The sequence below is a fragment of the Phormidium tenue FACHB-1050 genome, from assembly GCF_014696925.1.
Taxonomy (GTDB): Bacteria; Cyanobacteriota; Cyanobacteriia; order Pseudanabaenales; family Pseudanabaenaceae; genus Pseudanabaena.
The window spans coordinates 76,510-93,957 of record NZ_JACJQY010000002.1 but is presented as its reverse complement, the minus strand read 5'-3'; the positions used below and the strand labels follow the sequence as shown (position 1 = coordinate 93,957).

Sequence of the window (17,448 nt, the reverse complement as noted above, 5' to 3'; positions counted from 1 at the left end):
ATACAATGCCTGTCTACTTTTATTGGGGCGATGACGACTATCAAATTTCTCAAGCAGTTAAAAAACTGATAGACACCCATACCGATCCGATGTGGCGAGATTTTAATTATGCAAAAATCAATGCTACGGGGGATCTTGAGGTAATGGACGGATTAAACCAAGCTGTGACTTCGCCTTTTGGTATGGGTAGTCGTTTAACTTGGCTTGCCGATACTGCGATCGCCCAACGATGCGCGGAATCATTACTAGCAGAGTTAGAAAGAACTTTTAATCATTTACCTGTAGACTCCTACATCTTGTTTACATCATCAAATAAGCCTGATGGGAGAGCCAAATCTACCAAGTTATTGCAGAAGTATGCCCAGATGTTAGAGTTTTCGTTAATCCCTCCTTGGAAAACCGATGCGATCGCTCAATTAGTGAAACAAGCTGCCGCAGAAATTGACTTAAAAATAGCATCAGATGGCATAGATTTACTAGTTGATGCAATTGGCAATGATACTCGTCGCCTGACAATGGAATTGCAAAAGTTGCAATTATCACATTATGGAAAAACGAAGCCACTTACTGCTAAAGAGATTTCCCCATTAGTGCAAGCTTCGGCTCACAATAGTTTGCAATTAGCAAGTGCTATTCGCTCAGCTAATACTAGTCAAGCACTCTCATTGATTGCAGAACTACTGCGAAATAATGAAGTAGGTTTGCGGATTTGTGCAACTTTGGTAGGGCAGTTTCGCACATGGCTCTGGATTAAACTGATGCAAGAATCGGGCGAGCGAGATGATAAGGCGATCGCCGATGCTGCGGAGATTGGTAATCCTAAGCGCGTATATTTCTTGAAGCAAGAAGTACAGGGGTTAAATAGTCAAAAGCTAATGCGATCGCTCAGTATTTTGTTGAGACTAGAAGCCGATCTGAAACATGGCAAAGATGAAACTGCGACATTGCAAACAGCCATCATTGAGTTATGCCAAGCAATGACCAAATAAGAAAAATCAGCGCGAAGCGCTGATTTTTCTTATTTGCGAGATTTGAAAACATGATCGCTGCTAACATGACAAATAGATCCTTTAATCAGAAGTATGTCCGAACATTACGCAACAGTTACCGTTGCACTCAATAGTGATAGCCAACCTAATCGCAGTTATGACATTGCGATCGCATCGCATAGTCTCAAAAACTTAGGCGATAAATTAGTAGAAATTGGTTTAGGCAAAAAAAGCAAAAAAATCCTCATTGTCTCGAATCCTGTCATTTATAAGCACTATGGCGATACTGTCCAGACATCCCTAAGTAATGCAGGTTTTGATGTTGCTCATTTAATATTGCCCGCAGGTGAACGCTTTAAAACTGCTAATTCACTCCAAAAAATTTATGATGCAGCACTTACTCATCGTTTAGAACGCTCATCGATGATTGTCTCTCTTGGTGGTGGGGTAATTGGCGATATGTCAGGCTATGCGGCGGCGACTTGGTTGAGAGGAATCGATCTAGTCCAAGTGCCGACTACACTTCTAGCGATGGTGGATTCCGCGATCGGTGGAAAAACGGGGATCAACCATCCACAGGGCAAAAATCTTATCGGAGCCTTTTATCAGCCACGGCTCGTCTGGGTTGATCCTGAAGTGTTAAAAACTTTACCTGCTCGTGAATTTCGCTCAGCGATGGCTGAGGTAATTAAGTACGGCGTAATTTGGGATCGTGAATTATTTGATTTATTAGCCCAAAGCGATCGCCTCGATCAGTTACGCTATATTTCATCAGAATTGCTGCAAACTATTTTGTATCGTTGTGCCAAAGCCAAAGCCGAAGTCGTATCTAAGGATGAAAAAGAGGGAAATCTTCGCGCCATTCTCAACTATGGTCATACAGTCGGTCACGCGATCGAGTCAGTTACCAACTATCGCCTTTACAATCATGGTGAAGCCGTCGGGTTAGGCATGGTCATTGCTGGTGCGATCGCTGTCGATCTGGGTCTATGGACTGAATCAGATCAAGCTCAACAGGTTGCACTGATCACCAAAACTCGACTACCACAGACTTTACCTGCGGATATTGATTTAGATGCAATTATTGAGTCCCTATCGACTGATAAAAAAGTCGAAGCTGGTCAAGTTCGCTTCATTTTACCAACGGCGATCGGATCAGTAACGCTTAGCGATCGAGTAACCTCAGCTATGGTTAACCAAAATTTACGAAAAATGATGGCATAACACTTGACACATCAAGTGGTAGTTCGTACTATACTTAAACGTTTATGTCAAGCAAAAAACTGCTAAGCAATATATCCAAAACTTAATTTGCATATATTGCTTAGCATAGGCATATATTTGTAAACCACTAGTAATTTAAACCAATACCCCCAAGAGTCTAGACAACAGAGATTTCATGACTAAAAAGCCAATTAAAGACCTTCCCCAAATCAACGAACGCATCAGATATCCAAAAATTCGAGTCATTGATATGGAGGGGGAGCAACTCGGCATCCTAACCCCCAAAGAAGCCTTGAAAATGGCTGAAGAAAAAGAGCTAGACCTTGTGCTGGTCAGCGATAAAGCTGATCCTCCTGTTTGTCGGATCATGGACTACGGCAAATTCAAGTTTGAACAAGAGAAGAAGGCGCGTGAAGCTCGCAAAAAGCAACATACCTCTGATGTCAAAGAAGTGAAGATGCGCTACAAGATTGAAGAACATGACTACAAAGTGCGAATCAATCATGCTGAACGCTTCTTAAAAGAAGGAGACAAGGTTAAAGCTACCGTGATGTTCCGTGGTCGAGAGATTCAGCACGTTGATCTTGCAGAAGTTTTGTTAAACCGCATGGCTAGCGATTTAGAGTCTGTTGCCGAGATTCAGCAATATCCTAAACGCGAAGGAAGAAACATCACGATGTTGATGGCTCCCAAAAAATAGCCAAAAAACCTCGTCAAACGAGGCTTTTTAAAACTCAAAACAGGCAGTGAATAGCAAATCTATTCACTGCCTGTTTTTTTATCCTAATTTTTAGAAATTATATAGCAAAAAAAGAGTTAGCTAGTACAAATCAAAACCCAAGAATCGAGTGGCGGCGCTTCGCGCCGCCACTCGATTCTTGGGTATTATGTCCTAAGCAAAACTTGCTTTGATATAGCAATGTAAGTTTTGTTTAGGACATAATACCAATTCACGAAAGTGTTACCATTTGTGGATTGAAAACCAAACCCAGTAATGGTTTTATACCAAAAATCAAAAGATAAGTGGCGGTGCGAAGCGCCGCCACTTATCTTTTGATTTTTTCTAAAGAGTAATGGTGGCACTTTGTGCCGCCATTACTCTTTTGGATTTGATCATAAAGCAAAACTTGCATTGCTATATTGGCAGAATCAACTAGGGAGCAGGAGGCAATAGCGTAAATGGAGGTGTGGTTTGTTGAGGGGGGGTAGGTGTAGTTGCAGCAGGTGCTGCGGCTGCGGAGTCAGCAGGTTGATTCGTATCTACAGCACCAACAACAGGAGCGCCTACAGCACGTAAAACTTCGACTCCATTTTGCTGCAAGACTACGATAGGTGGCTCAGCGTTGGTGTCAATTCGCTTAACTAATACTCTACCGTTAGAAATCATCTGACCTGCTCTGACATAACGGGATGTTGGTTCACCAAAAGCATCAATAATTGCGTAAATCGTACCTGAGACTTCAACCGTACCAGTGATTTTTGTGCCCTCGGCAGCTTTGGTATCAGGTGGAGTTATAACTACTCTAGTCGGACGGGTTGATGTTCTCACGACTACGGCAGCACGAAGATTAGGTTTAGCTTTGGGCTTCTCCAGCAAAGTTTCTAATTTTGGTACTGGATTAATTACGGTACTAGTGAAAGGATCGCGAGATTGCTTAGAATTAACACCAATTTTCTGCTCTAGCTCATCAACTCTTGCTTGTTTATCAGTTATCGCAATAAGCTCCTGTGTTTTTTGCCCAGCCACAAATGGAGTGTTAAAGGTCGGTGCGGCAGGGGTTTCAGCAACCTTGGGGGCAGTACTTATAGGCGCACTACCAGCAAGAGTAGGCAAGGGCTGCCCTGATTCGGCAAGTAACCTCATTTGTTCACAATCTGTCCCAGAAGCAAACATACCTGTTTTAATGATGCCTTGTCTGGTTTCTCTTGCTGTGCTGATCGTACATTGGACTGGTGTACCCTCACCGCAAGCACTAAGGATTGTAGTAACGCTAAGAATCACGCCAGCTAGGTAATAAATACGCATAATTAAAGTTCCTCTGCTGCCTACTTGGTTTTCGGTACAGCGTCATCCGAATTTTGTCGATTTTGACTGCAAGATATTAAAGCATTATGGTAATTTTGGCAATCATTAACAAGAGATAACATCAAGTTTCATCATAACTGCACGAGTTGTCGCATTGTATAGCAAAGCAAGTCTTGCTTTGGACATAAAACCCAAGAATCGAGTGGCGGCGCTTCGCGCCGCCACTCGATTCTTGGGTTTTGGTTTGTACTAGCTAACTCTTTTTTTGCTATAGGTTCTATAGCCCCAGCAGCTATTCTCGTTATGAAACTGATTTTGGTGCTGGAAACACCAAAATCAGTTTTTTAAAAGCACGCCTACGGAGTGCTTTTAAAAAACCGTAAAATAAGTAGTCAGTTTGTGTCCTCTATACTTTTAGTAATAGCCATTGGTGGAGAAATTTGTGGAGAAATTTGTGGAAATTACATCTGAAGTGTATCAAGGTCAATTTGGTGAGTTTAAGATTACGAAGGACGATCGCCTTGGGGTAATCATTTATCGCAGTGCTTTAGCGATCGCTGCTTTATGTTTTAGCCTAGGAGTGATGTTAGTACTATTGCAACCCAACAATCCTAGTATTTTAAATTGGTTGACTTGGCTGTATTTCGGGTTTTCCATCGGCTTAGGTGTCGCGCTTTGGACAATTCATATTTATCTGGAGTTACTACATCGAGTTTTACAAATTTTTTGGGCGATCGGCGCGATCGCTTCGGTAGGTGTAGCACTTTATTTTCCCGAACCTTTGGCGATCGCTGTTTATGAGCATCCAATTGCATTGATTGGTGTTGGCTTTAGTTTTGCTGCACTAACAGGCATATTTTTTAAAGAGACTTTTTGTTTTAACCGCTTTGAAACTAAGTTTTTAGTACCTTTAGTACCTGCGCTAATTCTGGGACATTTAGTGAATTTTTTAACTTTGGCGATCGAGCAGGTTTTCTTGGGTGCTTGGGCAGTTTTATTTATGATCTTTGCAATTCGCAAATTAAGCCAAGAAATCCCCTCAGATATTGGAGATAAATCAGTATTTGCCTATCTCAAAGCTCAAAAGCAACAAGCAGTCTAATTTGTTAATCGATCAGGTAAAACCCCATGTAGAGCGTTATATTAAGCAATCGGAACATCAATGGTTGTTTATCGAGTATGACAATTTATGAAGATCGATTTATGCTGTCATCCATTGGTGTTGAAATTTGCTTGGCAGATCTATACGAAAATATTGAGTTTTAAAATAAATTTATGATAGTTCGTGCGATTTTAGAATGGGATGAGGAAGTGCAATCTTATTCGGCAACTTGCCCAGAGTTAAATTTTGTGTCTTCTTGTGGTGATAGTCGTGAGGAAGCTATATCTAACCTTAAAGAAGCCATTGCTTTAATGCTGGAGCCATTACCAGATCATCTATTATTTAAAAAGCCTCGTTCTGAAATGGTTGAGTTGGCACTGTAAATTTCTATGCCTAAATCACTTGCCAAAAAACGACCTCTGCTTTATTTTGCGGGAAGTTGAGTTAGCTATGTAAGTTTTTATGCCTAAATCACCACGATTAACGGCTAGTCAAGTTATTAAACAACTTAAATTAGCAGGATTTTTAGAAGTGTCTCAAAATGGATCGCATCTCAAATTATTTAATCCTGAAACTCGGCGGACTGTTATTGTTCCAGTTCATAGCAGCAAAATGATTCCAATAGGTACTTTGAAAGCGATCGAGAAACAAGCAGGCATTAATTTTCTATAGACCTTAAATAATGAATAAAGCTTTTACTTCTCATGCTGATGAATGGACAGAGGCGATCGCCACAGTACAGAAGCGCTACGATCGCGAATATCGTAATGAGGCATTTGATTTGCCAGCAGAGGTGGAATCAATGCCACTGTTTCGAGAATGGGTGAGCCATACTTTGTCTAGTAAAATTGCCTCGCCGTTTTGGGAACTTGCCCAATTTCAAAAAAATCAGCGTTGTTTAGATATTGGCTGTGGAGTTAGCTTTTTAATCTATCCTTGGCGTGATTGGGACGTATTCTTTTATGGACAGGAAATTAGCTTTGTGGCTAAGGAAGCGCTTAACTCGCGAGGGTCACAGCTTAACTCCAAATTATTTAAAGGTGTGCAGCATGGAGCAGCCCACCAGTTGGGTTATGAGAATGGATTTTTTGATCGCATAATTGCCACTGGGTTTAGTTGTTATTATCCGATTGAGTATTGGAAGCTGGTTTTACGTGAGGTAAAGCGGTTATTAAAACCAAATGGGATGTTAATTTTTGATGCGATCGCCCCTGATTTAGAATTTGCAGAAAATTGGGCAATTTTAGAAACCTATCTTGGTGCTGAGGTATTTCTTACGCCACTTAGTGAAATTACGGAGCTGGTGCAGTCGATGAGTGGCAAAATTACTGCCAAAAAAGATGGGTTGCTATTTTGTATGTATCGCGTTCAGTGGTAATTTGTTGAGAGTGGCACAATGCGCCACTCTCAACAAGTATTTGGTTTTTATTTATGTCTGAAAATTCTCAAACAACGGGTGCTGATGCGATTGATGTAGCGATCGCCCAAGGGATTGATTTTGATGGCACACCCATTGATCCTAAAAAGCTTGATCTCTATAGCAGTGTCATGGCTCTTGAAGCAGGTCGTCAGCGCAGTGGCGTAACGAACACCATGCGATCGCGCATTGTCCGTATTGGTGCAAAGCATATTCCTCAAGATGAACTCAATCAAAAATTATTGGATGCAGGCTTTGCCCCATTGAAGGAAAAAGATATTGCCTATTTTTATAACAAATAGCTTTTATAGCTGTCGCCAAATTACTAGGACATAAAACCCAAGAATTGGCTGGCGGCGCTTCGCGCCGCCAGCCAATTCTTGGGTTTTGATTTATCCTAAGACAAGTATCTACCGCCTTTTGGCGTATTTAACTCAAATCTTGGGCATAATTGCTGATAAGCAACCTTGCAATCAACTTGCAATCAAAATGTTTAAGTATTGGCAAACTATATCCAGCGTTTTCGTAACCACTTTATTTCTGTCGGCATTTAGTGGCTGGATTAACTTAATTAACTCAGATGTGGCGATCGCGCAAACATCATCTCGTTCTGTACGCACTCAAGACATTGAACGTCTAAAGCGATCAGGTCAGCGCTGGATTGAAATTCGTTTGCGTAGTCAGAGACTATTAGCATGGCAAGGAAATCGACTCGTTTATGCAGTAGTGGTTTCCACTGGTAAAAGCGCCACACCAACTCCTACAGGTATTTTTAACATTCAGACTAAACATCCTACGGCGAGAATGCAAGGTGAGGACTACAACGTACCTGATGTTCCTCATGTGATGTACTACAGTGGCAACTATGGCATTCATGGGGCATATTGGCATCGTAGCTTTGGGATTCCGATCAGTCATGGCTGCACTAATGTCGCGCCTGATCACGCTGCTTGGCTTTACCGATGGGCTTCTGTGGGTACACCCGTAGTTGTGCGTTAGCAAAACCAAAAAATGTATCGCCCGCTTCGCGGGCGATACATTTTTTTGGTTTTGCTAAATAAAACTTAACGAGCTAGAAATAGACAGAGGCGATCGCCTCACAGTAACCTAGAGACGGTATCTGTAATCATTTTATTTTTCACATTACAGTCTTTAGGAATAAGGATAAAACTATGGCAGTTGCACGTGGTTCTAAGGTTCGCATTTTGCGTAAAGAGTCCTACTGGTATCGCGAAGTCGGTACTGTGGCTTCCGTTGATAAGAGCGGCATCATTTACCCAGTGATCGTTCGTTTCGACAGCGTTAACTACTCCAACATCGCAACCAACAACTTTGCGATCGATGAAGTCGAAGAAGTCGCCTAGATTCTTCAAAAACCAAAAAGGAGAAGGGGCGTAATGCGCCCCTTCTCCTTTTTTACAGCAATTACCGAACAAACAAACCACAAGAAATTTTTTGAAAGTATTGCTAAGCAATACTTTCAAAAAATTTCTTGTGGTTTGGATTTGAGTGCAAAGCGCTGTGGATTTTAGCAATTTTTTAGTTTTAGCGTAAAGCGTTACATATAATGCCCGAATTACCAGAAGTTGAGACAGTTCGTATCGGTTTAAATGAAAATACGTTAGGTTGGCAGATTGAGGGGGGTGAGGTATTGCTGCCCCGTGCGATCGCTTATCCTGATCAGCCAGAGGCTTTTTTAGATGCTCTGATTGGGACAGATTTTACCGAGTGGCAGCGACGAGGAAAATATTTAATTGCACAGCTTTCACAGGGTCATCAATTAGGTGTGCATTTGCGGATGACGGGGAGTTTGCTCTGGTGCGATCGCGATATGGCTGTGGGTAAGCATACGCGAGTGAGATTGTTTTTAAAGGAAAAAGGAAAAGGGAAAAAGGAAAAAAAGGGAGGATTGAAGGAGTTAAGGTTTGATGATCAGCGAACCTTTGGTAAACTTTGGTGGGTTCCATCTGAACAAGCAAAGGAATCGATCATTACAGGATTGCAGAAGTTAGGTCTGGAACCTTTTGACGCTGAGTTTACACCAGAGCATTTGGGGGCAAGACTTAGCCGAAGTGGTCGCCCGATTAAGACAGTATTACTCGATCAGGAAACTGTTGCTGGAATTGGGAATATCTATGCTGATGAATCGTTATTTCTTGGTAAAATTCATCCTCAAAAAGCAGCAAATTCTCTTAATTCGGAACAGGTTAAGGCTCTGCATCAAGGAATTATTCGTTCTCTTAGTGATGGGATTGCCAAAGGTGGAACAACTTTTAGTTCTTTCCAAAATGTAGCAGGTTTGAAGGGAAACTACATTGATACGGCTTGGGTATTTCGGCGCACGGGACAGCCTTGTAATGTCTGTGGCACTGTTATTTCACGGATTAAGCTCGGTGGGCGATCGACGCACTTTTGCGCTCAATGTCAGAGTTTATAGCGATCGCCTTTAATCAATTGCTAATCGTTAATATTATTGAGCCAATTGTGTAAGTCTTCCAAACTTTCTAAATCAAATAAGGCTTCACTCAATACATCTAATCGTTCTGGCACTAGCTGATGCAAAAAAACTTTAATTTCATCAGGGATGGTTCCTAGTTTCCGAGAAAGTTGTTTCAGCAAAAGCGAGCGTTTGCCTTCTTCCCTGCCTTCTTGTCGTGCTGTTTCTATAACTCCTTTCATATCTCGATAGTACTTTAAGCTATTTTCGTAAGCATCTCTCTCATCTTGGGAAAAGCTTGTAATCTGTGCAACTTCAAACAGTTGCATAAATACATTCTCTTGCAATGGTAGAGGCGGTTCATCTAAATCAGGTAGATGTTTCAGCAAAAATAACCACTTATCAAAATGGTTGTTTAGTTGCTCAATTGTTTTCTTAAACTTTGGTAATTCCACATAAATAAACTTCAGCTTTTCGTAGAAAACTTTGCAATCTTGATCTTTTAGTTCAACGATATGTAAGAGAGTGTCATCGTTTTTATCTTCATCAAAAATAAAATCTAAAATACCGATGGTATAAATTGGAGCAAGCTTATAGTTCCAATCTCCTTTTTCTGCTTGGTCTTGGATGGGAAAGGAGGCGTAGTAAATGCTGCGATCTTTAAAGTAGTTATGTTTGGCTTTTTGCATTTCGACAATGAATTTTTCGCCTTTTTCGCTTTGGCAGTAAAGATCGAAGACTGCTTTACGATCGTTTGGGGTATTGCCAAGATTTTCGGTACTGCGGTAGGTGAGTTCTTTGACCCGATGTTGGGGTGGCAATATTACATTAAGGAAGTCAATCAATAGATTTTTGTTTGGCTCTGTTCCAAATAGTCGCTTGAAGCCAAAGTCCGTGAGTGGGTTGATATAGCGATCGCCGCGAAGTCGTGGATAAAACATGGTGTTTTTTATCTAACTATTTGTGTATGGGAACTATGGCTTAAGACTATTTGCTAAGCAATTCTAACAGATCCCCAAATTTGCGATCTCCCTCTCATCCCAAATCAAACAGCGATCGCAACTCATCCCAAATCAAACAGCGATCGCCTATTTTATCAGACACGCTAAATGTTCAAAGCGATCGCCCCCTCATTCCACAAACCAGCGATCGCTGTAATCAGTGAGACATTTCTCCAAAACAACACATTTCACGATTCTTGATAATCACTAAGAAGGATCGGTTCTTTGTTAGGTACTCTGACGATAATTTCAATGGTTCCACCTAAAGCGTTTACTACTGCTCTAAGTGTATTGAGTTCTAGATTTTGTCTGCGTTCAAGCTTAGATATGGCTGGCTGTTGTACTTCAAGACGTTCGGCTAGTTCTGATTGAGATAAACCAAGCTTTTCACGCAGATGTCTAAGCGTGATTTCTTCAAGATGAATTTGAGAGGCTCTTGCTTCAATAAGTTCTTGACGCTCTCTTGGAAGTTTGTTTAATTCTTCGGATAGGGTTGTATATTGGGTCATTTGTGTTCTTCCTTCAGTATTTCCAGATATTTTCTGTACCGTTTATCTGCGATCGGAATATTTTCCTTGTACCAGCGTTTGTTTCCTGTTTTGTTGCCACCAACCAGCAACACGGCTTGTCGTTTAGGATCGAAGGCAAATAAAATACGCCAAGGTTCTCCTTGATATTGAATACGAAGTTCTTTCATATTCTGAAATGCAGATCCTTCAAGGGTATCAACTCGCGGTCTACCAAGTTTTGGTCCAAATTCTCCCAATACACTTAGCACTGCAAATGTTTCGTCTTGAAGTCCTTGTTCTTGTTGGTAAAACCAGATTTTAAAATCTGGGTCGAATATGATATTCCATTCCATAGCTTCATTGTATTCTATGCATGGAATATTTTCAATGTTTGTTTTGTGGCGATCGCCTATTTTCGCCAGACAAACTAAATGTTCATAACGATCGCCCTCTCATTCCGCAAACCAATGATCGCATCTCATCCCCAGTCAAACAGCGATCGCCTACTTCTGTCAGGCACGCTATATGTTCAAAGCGATCGCCCCCTCATTCCACAAGCCAGCGATCGCAAATCACCTCAAATCAAACAACGATCGCCTATTTTCTCAGACACAATAAACGTTCAAAGCGATCGCTCTCTCATTCCACAAACCAACGATCGCGCCTCATCTTAAATCGCCTATTTTAGTTAGTCGATTCAATTTTGGCTATCAAATCACCAAATCATTAAAAATAAATCTCTTTTTCCTTTTTACCTTTTACTTGCCACGCTTGGCAACAGCATACTTTCCTCAATCTCTTGTCTCGTCTCACGCCTCACATAACAGTCACTCTTAAGACATTCCACTAAAAGCCGATTCGCTTGATAATATTGCTCCATTTTTTTGTGCTGCTCATTAGTAAATTTCCAATTATGACCGATATTGCGATATTCGATTAGCACTTGGCGATATTCTTCAATCCATTCTTTCCCATTCTGTTTCCACCATTCTTTAAAATTACTCCAATTGAGATCAGGGTCGGGAAAACGCTCTTTTAGATCTTGCAGACGTTGGTATAGTTTCTCGTCACCGATTTCCTTAGCACGTTCGAGATCAAGTGTGAATTCGCTTGCGAGTTCGCGAGCTCGAAGGCGAGGGCGAGGGTTGGAGAGAGTGCGTGCAAGGTCGCTCTCGCAATCACGAGCATGTTTGAGGGCGAAGAAGTGTTTTAAGTAGAAGGGGCTAGCGAGCAGGATGGCGAATACGAAGACTTTGATAAGGTCATAGTCCAAGTCGTGAACGCGGTCTTGGGTAAGCTCTTGGGTGAGGTTTCGGGCTAGAGCGTGAGTACGTTTAAGGTTAGAAGTGAGAGAAAGATCACTCTCACGTTCGAGAGTGTGGGTAGGAGCGAGGTCACGGGAGAGATCACTATAGCGTGTGAGGTCGTTATCAAAGGTACGAGGGCGGGCATTGGAACGGGGCAGGACAGGCAGGGTCAAAGCATACGTGCGGTCAAAGTAGAAGGCTCTAACGACAACAAGTTTATAGGAGATATTTATTGATCGTGATTTTTCTTCTACCCATCCTAAAAAGCTCTGTAACTCCACATCGCCTTCTAATAAACTATCAATCTTTTTTTTCATTAGAAGCAATAATTCATCTGCTTCTCTTGCCATCTCAACCGATAGCAAAGTCACCTCTCGCCAGCGTTTATCAGTAATATGAGTCATTAGATTTTGCAGAGCAGTTTCTAATTTGCTAGGACTATTAGATATCACAATCTGTCGCGCCGCAAAATATTCATGAAAAGTTAAATGGGAAAAAGAATAAATTCCTCTAGCACGTTCCACAAATAGACCATGCTGTGCCTCAATTGATTTCAGTACAGCTTCACTATCTAAATACAACTCTTCATCATTAGTTTTTGCATTGGCAGTATTACGAATATAGTCACAAATATAGTCCTCAAGTTGCCGTTGCTTAACGAAATAATCTCCCTTCTCAAAGGTAGTCAAAGCAATTTGCGAGAGCATATCCTCCTTTTTCTGCACCGACAAATCCTTGTATACACTATCTCGCCTAATTCCTCGTTTTGAGTCCCATTTGCGTAATAACGCATCCAAGCCTTCCTTATAAAGCTCCGCCCGATTTGTAGGAAAACTACCCGACTCCTCGAAAGCCAAGCATAATAAGGTTAGCAATAGCGGACTTGTTGCTAATTCCTGCACACCACGATATTTCTTCAGTTCTTCTAAAAAATCCTCAGCCTTAATTTCTTTCTTACGGAACCAATTCCCAGCAAAAGTAACAATCTGTTGCTGGGCAAAATCTGCAACTTCTACCTCAGTAAACTGCTCAAAAATATATTGCTTTGCAGCGATCCGACAAGTCACTACAATCTGACTTTGGCTATAGCGTTGAGAAAATTCTTTAATCTCACGTAATACCCTCTCATCATCCTTTTCTCTTACTTCATCCAACCCGTCCAACAAAACCAGCATTTTTCCCTTTCGCAACAAAGTTTCTGCCGCATTTTCATCACTATTGATTAATGAATCAAGAAATCCTCTATTTACTTGAGTCGTTTCTGCAATGCCATATTGTTCAGCTTGTCGTGAAATAAAACCAAATAGACTTGTTACATTTTCTGCGTCAGCAAAATCTTTTAAGGTTACAAATACAGGTACACGATCTGTAAACAAATTTCCGTTAATACAGGACATTGCCAGAAACTTCAAAAACGTAGTTTTCCCTGCCCCCGGTTTACCCAAAATCATCAACTTACTATGATTTCTAACTGCTTCGATCCCCTCAACCCGTTTTTGTCTTATTCCTGACAATCCCCAACGATCAAACTCTTCAAATCCACATACAGCCCTTAACTCTGCGAGTTCTTTCCTTTGATTGCGGGTTATCTTCTCCAAAATATTTACATCCGTATAAATATCACTCAAAGCGACAGGTTGCTCCATATCCAACACCCGCATCGTCCCGCACCGCTTCTGAATATCCTCCGCACATCGCTCCCGCGCCAGTTTTACAAATGCCTCAATATCTTTAGGTAAATCATCTTTATTTACCTCATCTTCAATTCCCGCAATCTCCTGCCAATCAAGTCCCAACGCAGCACAAATATCAATGAAAATCTGCCTATCGACATTAGCCCCATCTAAAAAATTAGCAACTCTTTGGCGCGTTGTGCCTGCTTTGCCTGCAATAAACTCCTGCGTTTTCCCAGAAAACCTAAAAGCATTACTTGCCTTACTCTTACCAATTTCTGAAGCGCAAAGTGTTGGTTTAGCCATGTATTTGTAACTATTACATAACCCTTACATTAACAGAACATCATACTGTGACTTGCTTTCTGATGGTTAATGTCAATCTAAATATGTACCTAATACCAAACAAACACATGGAAACACAACAAGTCACTAGCCAACCCACAAATCTCTCTCATCAATCAACACCAATGGCTAGCCTACTAATCCCAATCAGCTACGCTTTAGCTGCGGTGATTGTCCTCGCAGGGCTAGGTGCATTTCTTCGTCAACTATTCAACCTTGGCAAAGACTAGCCATGAGTGCCATTACGATCGCCTATGTGCTTAACCAATAGGCGTTCGCATTCCAAATCATAGCGATCGCAAATGTTTCCGCCTTCTAGCACGCAGGAACAACTTACGCAATTCTTCCAAACCAATCAAAATAGGTGCACAGGCTAGCAACAACAACCAATGCCAATTAGTTAGTGAAGCAGTTCCGAATACTTGTCTAAAGGGAGGGAAGTCGATAAAAGCAAAGAGTGCAACGCATTCCACACTAATTCCTAACCAGATCAAACTATTATTTGCTAAAGACTGACGGAAGATAGAACCCCAAGACGAACGGCACGCGAATAAATTACCTACTTGACAAGCGACGATCGCCGCTAGAGTCATGGTCGTTGCTTGGCGATAGATGCCTGTCACCGTCGGATCAGCAGTATGGTTGAGAATCATCGGAGTTACTTGTTGTAAATCTGCTAGCGAATAGCCATAACTCCACCAGACAATAAAGAAACCCAACATTGAGAGAACTGCCTCAATTACGCCCAGAAATAGATAGGCGCGAATTAGTAAGGGAACATTGAGCAGAAACTCCTGTTTAGGACGGGGTGGACGATCCATAATTCCTGCTTCGGCAGTTTCTGCTCCTAACGCGAGAGCAGGAACCATATCAGTACCCAAATCCACCGCCAGAATTTGTAAAATCGTGAGCGCAGGGGGAATCTTAAAGGCGACCATTCCTAGAAACGGCACAATTTCTGGCACGTTTGAGGCAAGGATATAGGTCATGAACTTGCGAATATTCTGATAAATTGCCCGCCCCTGCTCGATCGCCACCACAATCGTCGCAAAGTTATCATCGGTTAATACAATATCCGCAGCTTCCCGCGCCACATCCGTACCATTTTGTCCCATCGCAATGCCAATATTCGCGGCTCGTAAGGCAGGAGCATCATTCACCCCATCCCCTGTTACCGCCACGATTTCACCTATATCTTTATACGCTTGCACCAATCGCAATTTATGCTCAGGCGACATCCGCGCAAATACCAAACCAAAGCGATATTTCACTACCTGTTTTAGTTGTGCGTCCGAGAGATGTCCCATGACTTCACCCGTGACCACCCGCACTTTATCGCTGACTAATCCGATTTGACGGGCGATCGCTTCGGCGGTCAGTCCATAGTCACCAGTGACCATCGTTACTTTGATCCCCGCTTGATGACATTGGGCGATCGCCTTGGGTACTTCGTCACGCGGTGGATCGAACATAGCAACTAATCCGATGAAGATCAGATCCTGTTCTAAATCCTGAGCCTTGAGATCAAGCAGTTCCTGTCCTCCCTGACGTGCGGCCAAACCTAACACTCGAAATCCTTGCCTTGCCAAGTCATCATTGGCTCTAACAACTTCATCCCAATAGTCATGGGTCAATTCCTGAGATTTGCCATCGCGCAAAATCCAATGACAATGTTTGAGAACTTCTAATGGTGCGCCCTTAGTAAAAGCAAGATTGGGAGATGGACTTGACCATAGTTCTGAATCTTGCCAATGCAAAACCACGGTCATCATTAAGCGGCGCGAATCAAATGGAAGTTCCCGTAAGCGTGGATATTGCTTTTGTAACTCTTTTAAGTTTAGTTCTGCTTTTCCTGCCGCCACTAGGAGAGCTGCCTCGGTGGGATCGCCAATTTCTTGCCAACGACTCGGCGCGTTGAGATGTACCAGACGGGCATTAGAGCAAAGCGCCGAACCAATTAATAAAACCTTGGCTTTCCAAGCAGTTTCCGAATCGGGAGGAATATTCACCTTGCCATTGCTGGGATCGTAACCAGCACCTGTAACTTCAATTAGCCTGTTAGTGAGTACATCATTAGCATCATCAGGCTTGGGATTTGGATGATCAGCTTGCGTTGGTTCTGTAGGTAGCCACAGATAGCGCACGGTCATTTCGTTTTTAGTTAATGTCCCAGTCTTGTCAGTGCAAATTACAGTAGTCGCACTCAAAGTCTCAACAGCCGAAAGTCTTCTGACAAGAGCATTACGTCGCGCCATTCTCTTTACACCAAGGGCTAGAGCAAGGGTTACCGTCGGCAATAAACCTTCAGGGACATTCGCGACGATAATCCCGATCGCAAAGATAAAGCTCTCAGTCACATCCATGCCAATCAGCAAGTAGCTCAGGGCAAATACAGTTGCTCCCATGCCGAGGGCGATCGCGGTAATCAGCCTTACAATTCGCGCCACTTGGATTTCTAGCGTACTGGGTTCGCGCTTTACGACCGTAGTTAAATGCGCCACCTGTCCAAACTCAGTTTCGGAACCTGTCGCATAAACCACGGCGACAGCCCGACCTGCGGCTACGGTCGAGCCAGCCAACACAAGATTAGCGATTTCCGAGGGATTTACCTTTTCTTGCATCGGTTGTTCGCCTTGACGCAGCATGGTTTTACCGCCACGAATGGAAACTGCTTCACGCAGTCTCACAGGGTAAGGACTTCGAGCCACAGGCAAGGATTCCCCTGTCATCACGGAGACATCCAGATATAAACTTTCGACAGAGATTAACCGTGCATCAGCGGAAATGCGATCGCCTTCTTCCAATTGCATGACATCGCCGCGCACCAGTTCTCTCGCAGGAATTTGCTTGAGTTCTCCATCTCGATAAACTTTTACTTGCATCGGCAAGACTTTTTTCAAAGCTGATAGTGCTTTCTCTGCTTGAAACTCTTGCCAAAAGCTGAATATCGCGTTAATCCAGATTACCGCCCATACTGCCCAGCCCAATTCAGGGGTACGCGAAATAAAGGCAAGAATTCCTGCTACCCATAGCAACAGAGCCATAAAATGCGTCAATTGATCGGCAAACCTTAGCCACAATGGGCGCTGTACAGGTTCAGGCAATTCGTTTGCACCAAATTTTTCTAGTCTCTGTTGTGCTTCGTTTTGGGATAGTCCATTAGCAGTAGTACCTAAAGATTGATATACCTCTTCAAAGGACAAAGCCCATAGTGGTTGATGAAGTGATGCCATGCTCGTCTACTCCTGTAGTGAAGACTACACACTGATAGTCTGGAATTGTTGGCATAGCTAAAAACTCAAACCCTTTGTAATGGGTTATTTATAAAGCTTAAAAAATATCCTTGAGTCTGCTTCAGCAGGACTTGAGCTTTTAGCCAAGAACTTGGCTTCTTAGTTTGGTTACCATGACCTAAATT

The 17,448-nt window shown here is 42.4% G+C and carries 20 protein-coding genes; 14 read left to right on the top strand and 6 right to left on the bottom strand.

What is annotated here, in order from left to right:
- The first annotated feature begins 5 nt into the window (after positions 1-5).
- The 3 genes from holA to infC all read left to right on the top strand — a co-directional run bounded on the left by holA (position 6) and on the right by infC (position 2,913).
- Positions 6-989 carry a DNA polymerase III subunit delta gene (holA, locus tag H6G05_RS01905; RefSeq protein ID WP_190575831.1) on the top strand — a complete coding sequence of 328 codons (984 nt, stop codon included), beginning with the start codon at positions 6-8 and terminating at the stop codon, positions 987-989.
- Between the two features lie 93 nt (positions 990-1,082).
- Positions 1,083-2,213 (top strand): 3-dehydroquinate synthase, encoded by a 1,131-nt coding sequence (aroB, locus tag H6G05_RS01900; protein WP_190575829.1) that lies wholly within the window; start codon positions 1,083-1,085, stop codon positions 2,211-2,213.
- Positions 2,214-2,388: 175 nt separating this feature from the next.
- Positions 2,389-2,913 (top strand): translation initiation factor IF-3, encoded by a 525-nt coding sequence (gene infC / locus H6G05_RS01895; protein ID WP_009627301.1) that lies wholly within the window; start codon positions 2,389-2,391, stop codon positions 2,911-2,913.
- Positions 2,914-3,366: 453 nt separating this feature from the next.
- Here the strand turns inward: infC and H6G05_RS01890 are convergent, their stop codons facing one another.
- Complete coding sequence (locus tag H6G05_RS01890) at positions 3,367-4,239, bottom strand: hypothetical protein (RefSeq protein WP_190575827.1); 873 nt, start codon at positions 4,237-4,239, stop codon at positions 3,367-3,369.
- A 454-nt stretch (positions 4,240-4,693) separates the two neighbouring features.
- On the opposite strand from H6G05_RS01890, the gene H6G05_RS01885 reads away from it, so the two are divergent.
- The 8 genes from H6G05_RS01885 (at position 4,694) to H6G05_RS01850 (ending at position 9,195) form a co-directional block, all read left to right on the top strand.
- Entirely contained in the window at positions 4,694-5,341 is a 648-nt protein-coding gene (locus H6G05_RS01885) for a DUF2301 domain-containing membrane protein (protein ID WP_322096309.1), read from the top strand.
- A gap of 173 nt (positions 5,342-5,514) precedes the next feature.
- A complete protein-coding gene (locus H6G05_RS01880; protein ID WP_190575823.1) occupies positions 5,515-5,724 on the top strand; it encodes a type II toxin-antitoxin system HicB family antitoxin in 210 nt (69 codons plus the stop codon).
- A 79-nt stretch (positions 5,725-5,803) separates the two neighbouring features.
- The gene (locus H6G05_RS01875) at positions 5,804-6,013 is read left to right on the top strand and encodes a type II toxin-antitoxin system HicA family toxin (RefSeq protein WP_190575821.1); all 210 of its coding nucleotides are present in this window, start codon (positions 5,804-5,806) and stop codon (positions 6,011-6,013) included.
- A gap of 10 nt (positions 6,014-6,023) precedes the next feature.
- Positions 6,024-6,719 (top strand): class I SAM-dependent methyltransferase, encoded by a 696-nt coding sequence (locus H6G05_RS01870; RefSeq protein WP_190575819.1) that lies wholly within the window; start codon positions 6,024-6,026, stop codon positions 6,717-6,719.
- Positions 6,720-6,772: 53 nt separating this feature from the next.
- A complete protein-coding gene (locus tag H6G05_RS01865; RefSeq protein ID WP_094535497.1) occupies positions 6,773-7,060 on the top strand; it encodes a small RNA NsiR4-regulated ssr1528 family protein in 288 nt (95 codons plus the stop codon).
- A gap of 187 nt (positions 7,061-7,247) precedes the next feature.
- Entirely contained in the window at positions 7,248-7,757 is a 510-nt protein-coding gene (locus H6G05_RS01860) for a L,D-transpeptidase (protein ID WP_190575817.1), read from the top strand.
- A 173-nt stretch (positions 7,758-7,930) separates the two neighbouring features.
- The gene (locus H6G05_RS01855) at positions 7,931-8,122 is read left to right on the top strand and encodes a photosystem I reaction center subunit IV (RefSeq protein ID WP_009626231.1); all 192 of its coding nucleotides are present in this window, start codon (positions 7,931-7,933) and stop codon (positions 8,120-8,122) included.
- Between the two features lie 203 nt (positions 8,123-8,325).
- Positions 8,326-9,195 carry a DNA-formamidopyrimidine glycosylase gene (locus tag H6G05_RS01850; RefSeq protein ID WP_190575815.1) on the top strand — a complete coding sequence of 290 codons (870 nt, stop codon included), beginning with the start codon at positions 8,326-8,328 and terminating at the stop codon, positions 9,193-9,195.
- Positions 9,196-9,215: 20 nt separating this feature from the next.
- Here H6G05_RS01850 and H6G05_RS01845 read toward each other — a convergent pair whose 3' ends face one another.
- Complete coding sequence (locus tag H6G05_RS01845; RefSeq protein WP_190575813.1) at positions 9,216-10,136, bottom strand: Rpn family recombination-promoting nuclease/putative transposase; 921 nt, start codon at positions 10,134-10,136, stop codon at positions 9,216-9,218.
- Between the two features lie 80 nt (positions 10,137-10,216).
- Between H6G05_RS01845 and H6G05_RS01840 the strand changes: the two genes are divergently transcribed.
- Positions 10,217-10,360: a hypothetical protein gene (locus H6G05_RS01840; RefSeq protein WP_190575811.1), complete on the top strand. Its 144-nt coding sequence runs from the start codon at positions 10,217-10,219 to the stop codon at positions 10,358-10,360.
- A 24-nt stretch (positions 10,361-10,384) separates the two neighbouring features.
- Here the strand turns inward: H6G05_RS01840 and H6G05_RS01835 are convergent, their stop codons facing one another.
- On the bottom strand, positions 10,385-10,705 hold the full coding sequence (locus tag H6G05_RS01835; RefSeq protein ID WP_190575809.1) for a helix-turn-helix domain-containing protein: 321 nt from the start codon (positions 10,703-10,705) through the stop codon (positions 10,385-10,387).
- The gene (locus H6G05_RS01830; protein ID WP_190575807.1) at positions 10,702-11,058 is read right to left on the bottom strand and encodes a type II toxin-antitoxin system RelE/ParE family toxin; all 357 of its coding nucleotides are present in this window, start codon (positions 11,056-11,058) and stop codon (positions 10,702-10,704) included. Before H6G05_RS01830 ends, H6G05_RS01835 begins: the two co-directional genes overlap by 4 nt.
- Positions 11,059-11,136: 78 nt before the next feature.
- Here H6G05_RS01830 and H6G05_RS01825 point away from each other — a divergent pair, with 78 nt between their 5' ends.
- Positions 11,137-11,379, top strand: coding sequence for a hypothetical protein (locus H6G05_RS01825; protein ID WP_190575805.1), 243 nt, complete (start codon positions 11,137-11,139; stop codon positions 11,377-11,379).
- Between the two features lie 77 nt (positions 11,380-11,456).
- Here H6G05_RS01825 and H6G05_RS01820 read toward each other — a convergent pair whose 3' ends face one another.
- Complete coding sequence (locus H6G05_RS01820) at positions 11,457-13,991, bottom strand: NACHT domain-containing protein (protein WP_190575803.1); 2,535 nt, start codon at positions 13,989-13,991, stop codon at positions 11,457-11,459.
- Between the two features lie 107 nt (positions 13,992-14,098).
- Between H6G05_RS01820 and H6G05_RS01815 the strand changes: the two genes are divergently transcribed.
- Positions 14,099-14,260, top strand: a complete 162-nt coding sequence (locus H6G05_RS01815) for a hypothetical protein (protein WP_190575801.1) — start codon at positions 14,099-14,101, stop codon at positions 14,258-14,260.
- A 57-nt stretch (positions 14,261-14,317) separates the two neighbouring features.
- Here H6G05_RS01815 and H6G05_RS01810 read toward each other — a convergent pair whose 3' ends face one another.
- Positions 14,318-17,263, bottom strand: coding sequence for a cation-translocating P-type ATPase (locus H6G05_RS01810; RefSeq protein WP_190575799.1), 2,946 nt, complete (start codon positions 17,261-17,263; stop codon positions 14,318-14,320).
- Positions 17,264-17,448 lie beyond the last annotated feature (185 nt).

What these genes read in the sequence shown, in the direction of transcription:
- holA (WP_190575831.1), top strand. Translation starts at nt 6, where the DNA reads ATGCCTGTCTACTTTTATTGGGGCGATGACGACTATCAAATTTCTCAA.
- aroB (WP_190575829.1), top strand. Translation starts at nt 1,083, where the DNA reads ATGTCCGAACATTACGCAACAGTTACCGTTGCACTCAATAGTGATAGC.
- infC (WP_009627301.1), top strand. Translation starts at nt 2,389, where the DNA reads ATGACTAAAAAGCCAATTAAAGACCTTCCCCAAATCAACGAACGCATC.
- H6G05_RS01890 (WP_190575827.1), bottom strand. Translation starts at nt 4,239, where the DNA reads ATGCGTATTTATTACCTAGCTGGCGTGATTCTTAGCGTTACTACAATC.
- H6G05_RS01880 (WP_190575823.1), top strand. Translation starts at nt 5,515, where the DNA reads ATGATAGTTCGTGCGATTTTAGAATGGGATGAGGAAGTGCAATCTTAT.
- H6G05_RS01875 (WP_190575821.1), top strand. Translation starts at nt 5,804, where the DNA reads ATGCCTAAATCACCACGATTAACGGCTAGTCAAGTTATTAAACAACTT.
- H6G05_RS01870 (WP_190575819.1), top strand. Translation starts at nt 6,024, where the DNA reads ATGAATAAAGCTTTTACTTCTCATGCTGATGAATGGACAGAGGCGATC.
- H6G05_RS01865 (WP_094535497.1), top strand. Translation starts at nt 6,773, where the DNA reads ATGTCTGAAAATTCTCAAACAACGGGTGCTGATGCGATTGATGTAGCG.
- H6G05_RS01860 (WP_190575817.1), top strand. Translation starts at nt 7,248, where the DNA reads ATGTTTAAGTATTGGCAAACTATATCCAGCGTTTTCGTAACCACTTTA.
- H6G05_RS01855 (WP_009626231.1), top strand. Translation starts at nt 7,931, where the DNA reads ATGGCAGTTGCACGTGGTTCTAAGGTTCGCATTTTGCGTAAAGAGTCC.
- H6G05_RS01850 (WP_190575815.1), top strand. Translation starts at nt 8,326, where the DNA reads ATGCCCGAATTACCAGAAGTTGAGACAGTTCGTATCGGTTTAAATGAA.
- H6G05_RS01845 (WP_190575813.1), bottom strand. Translation starts at nt 10,136, where the DNA reads ATGTTTTATCCACGACTTCGCGGCGATCGCTATATCAACCCACTCACG.
- H6G05_RS01835 (WP_190575809.1), bottom strand. Translation starts at nt 10,705, where the DNA reads ATGACCCAATATACAACCCTATCCGAAGAATTAAACAAACTTCCAAGA.
- H6G05_RS01830 (WP_190575807.1), bottom strand. Translation starts at nt 11,058, where the DNA reads ATGGAATGGAATATCATATTCGACCCAGATTTTAAAATCTGGTTTTAC.
- H6G05_RS01825 (WP_190575805.1), top strand. Translation starts at nt 11,137, where the DNA reads ATGTTCATAACGATCGCCCTCTCATTCCGCAAACCAATGATCGCATCT.
- H6G05_RS01820 (WP_190575803.1), bottom strand. Translation starts at nt 13,991, where the DNA reads ATGGCTAAACCAACACTTTGCGCTTCAGAAATTGGTAAGAGTAAGGCA.
- H6G05_RS01815 (WP_190575801.1), top strand. Translation starts at nt 14,099, where the DNA reads ATGGAAACACAACAAGTCACTAGCCAACCCACAAATCTCTCTCATCAA.
- H6G05_RS01810 (WP_190575799.1), bottom strand. Translation starts at nt 17,263, where the DNA reads ATGGCATCACTTCATCAACCACTATGGGCTTTGTCCTTTGAAGAGGTA.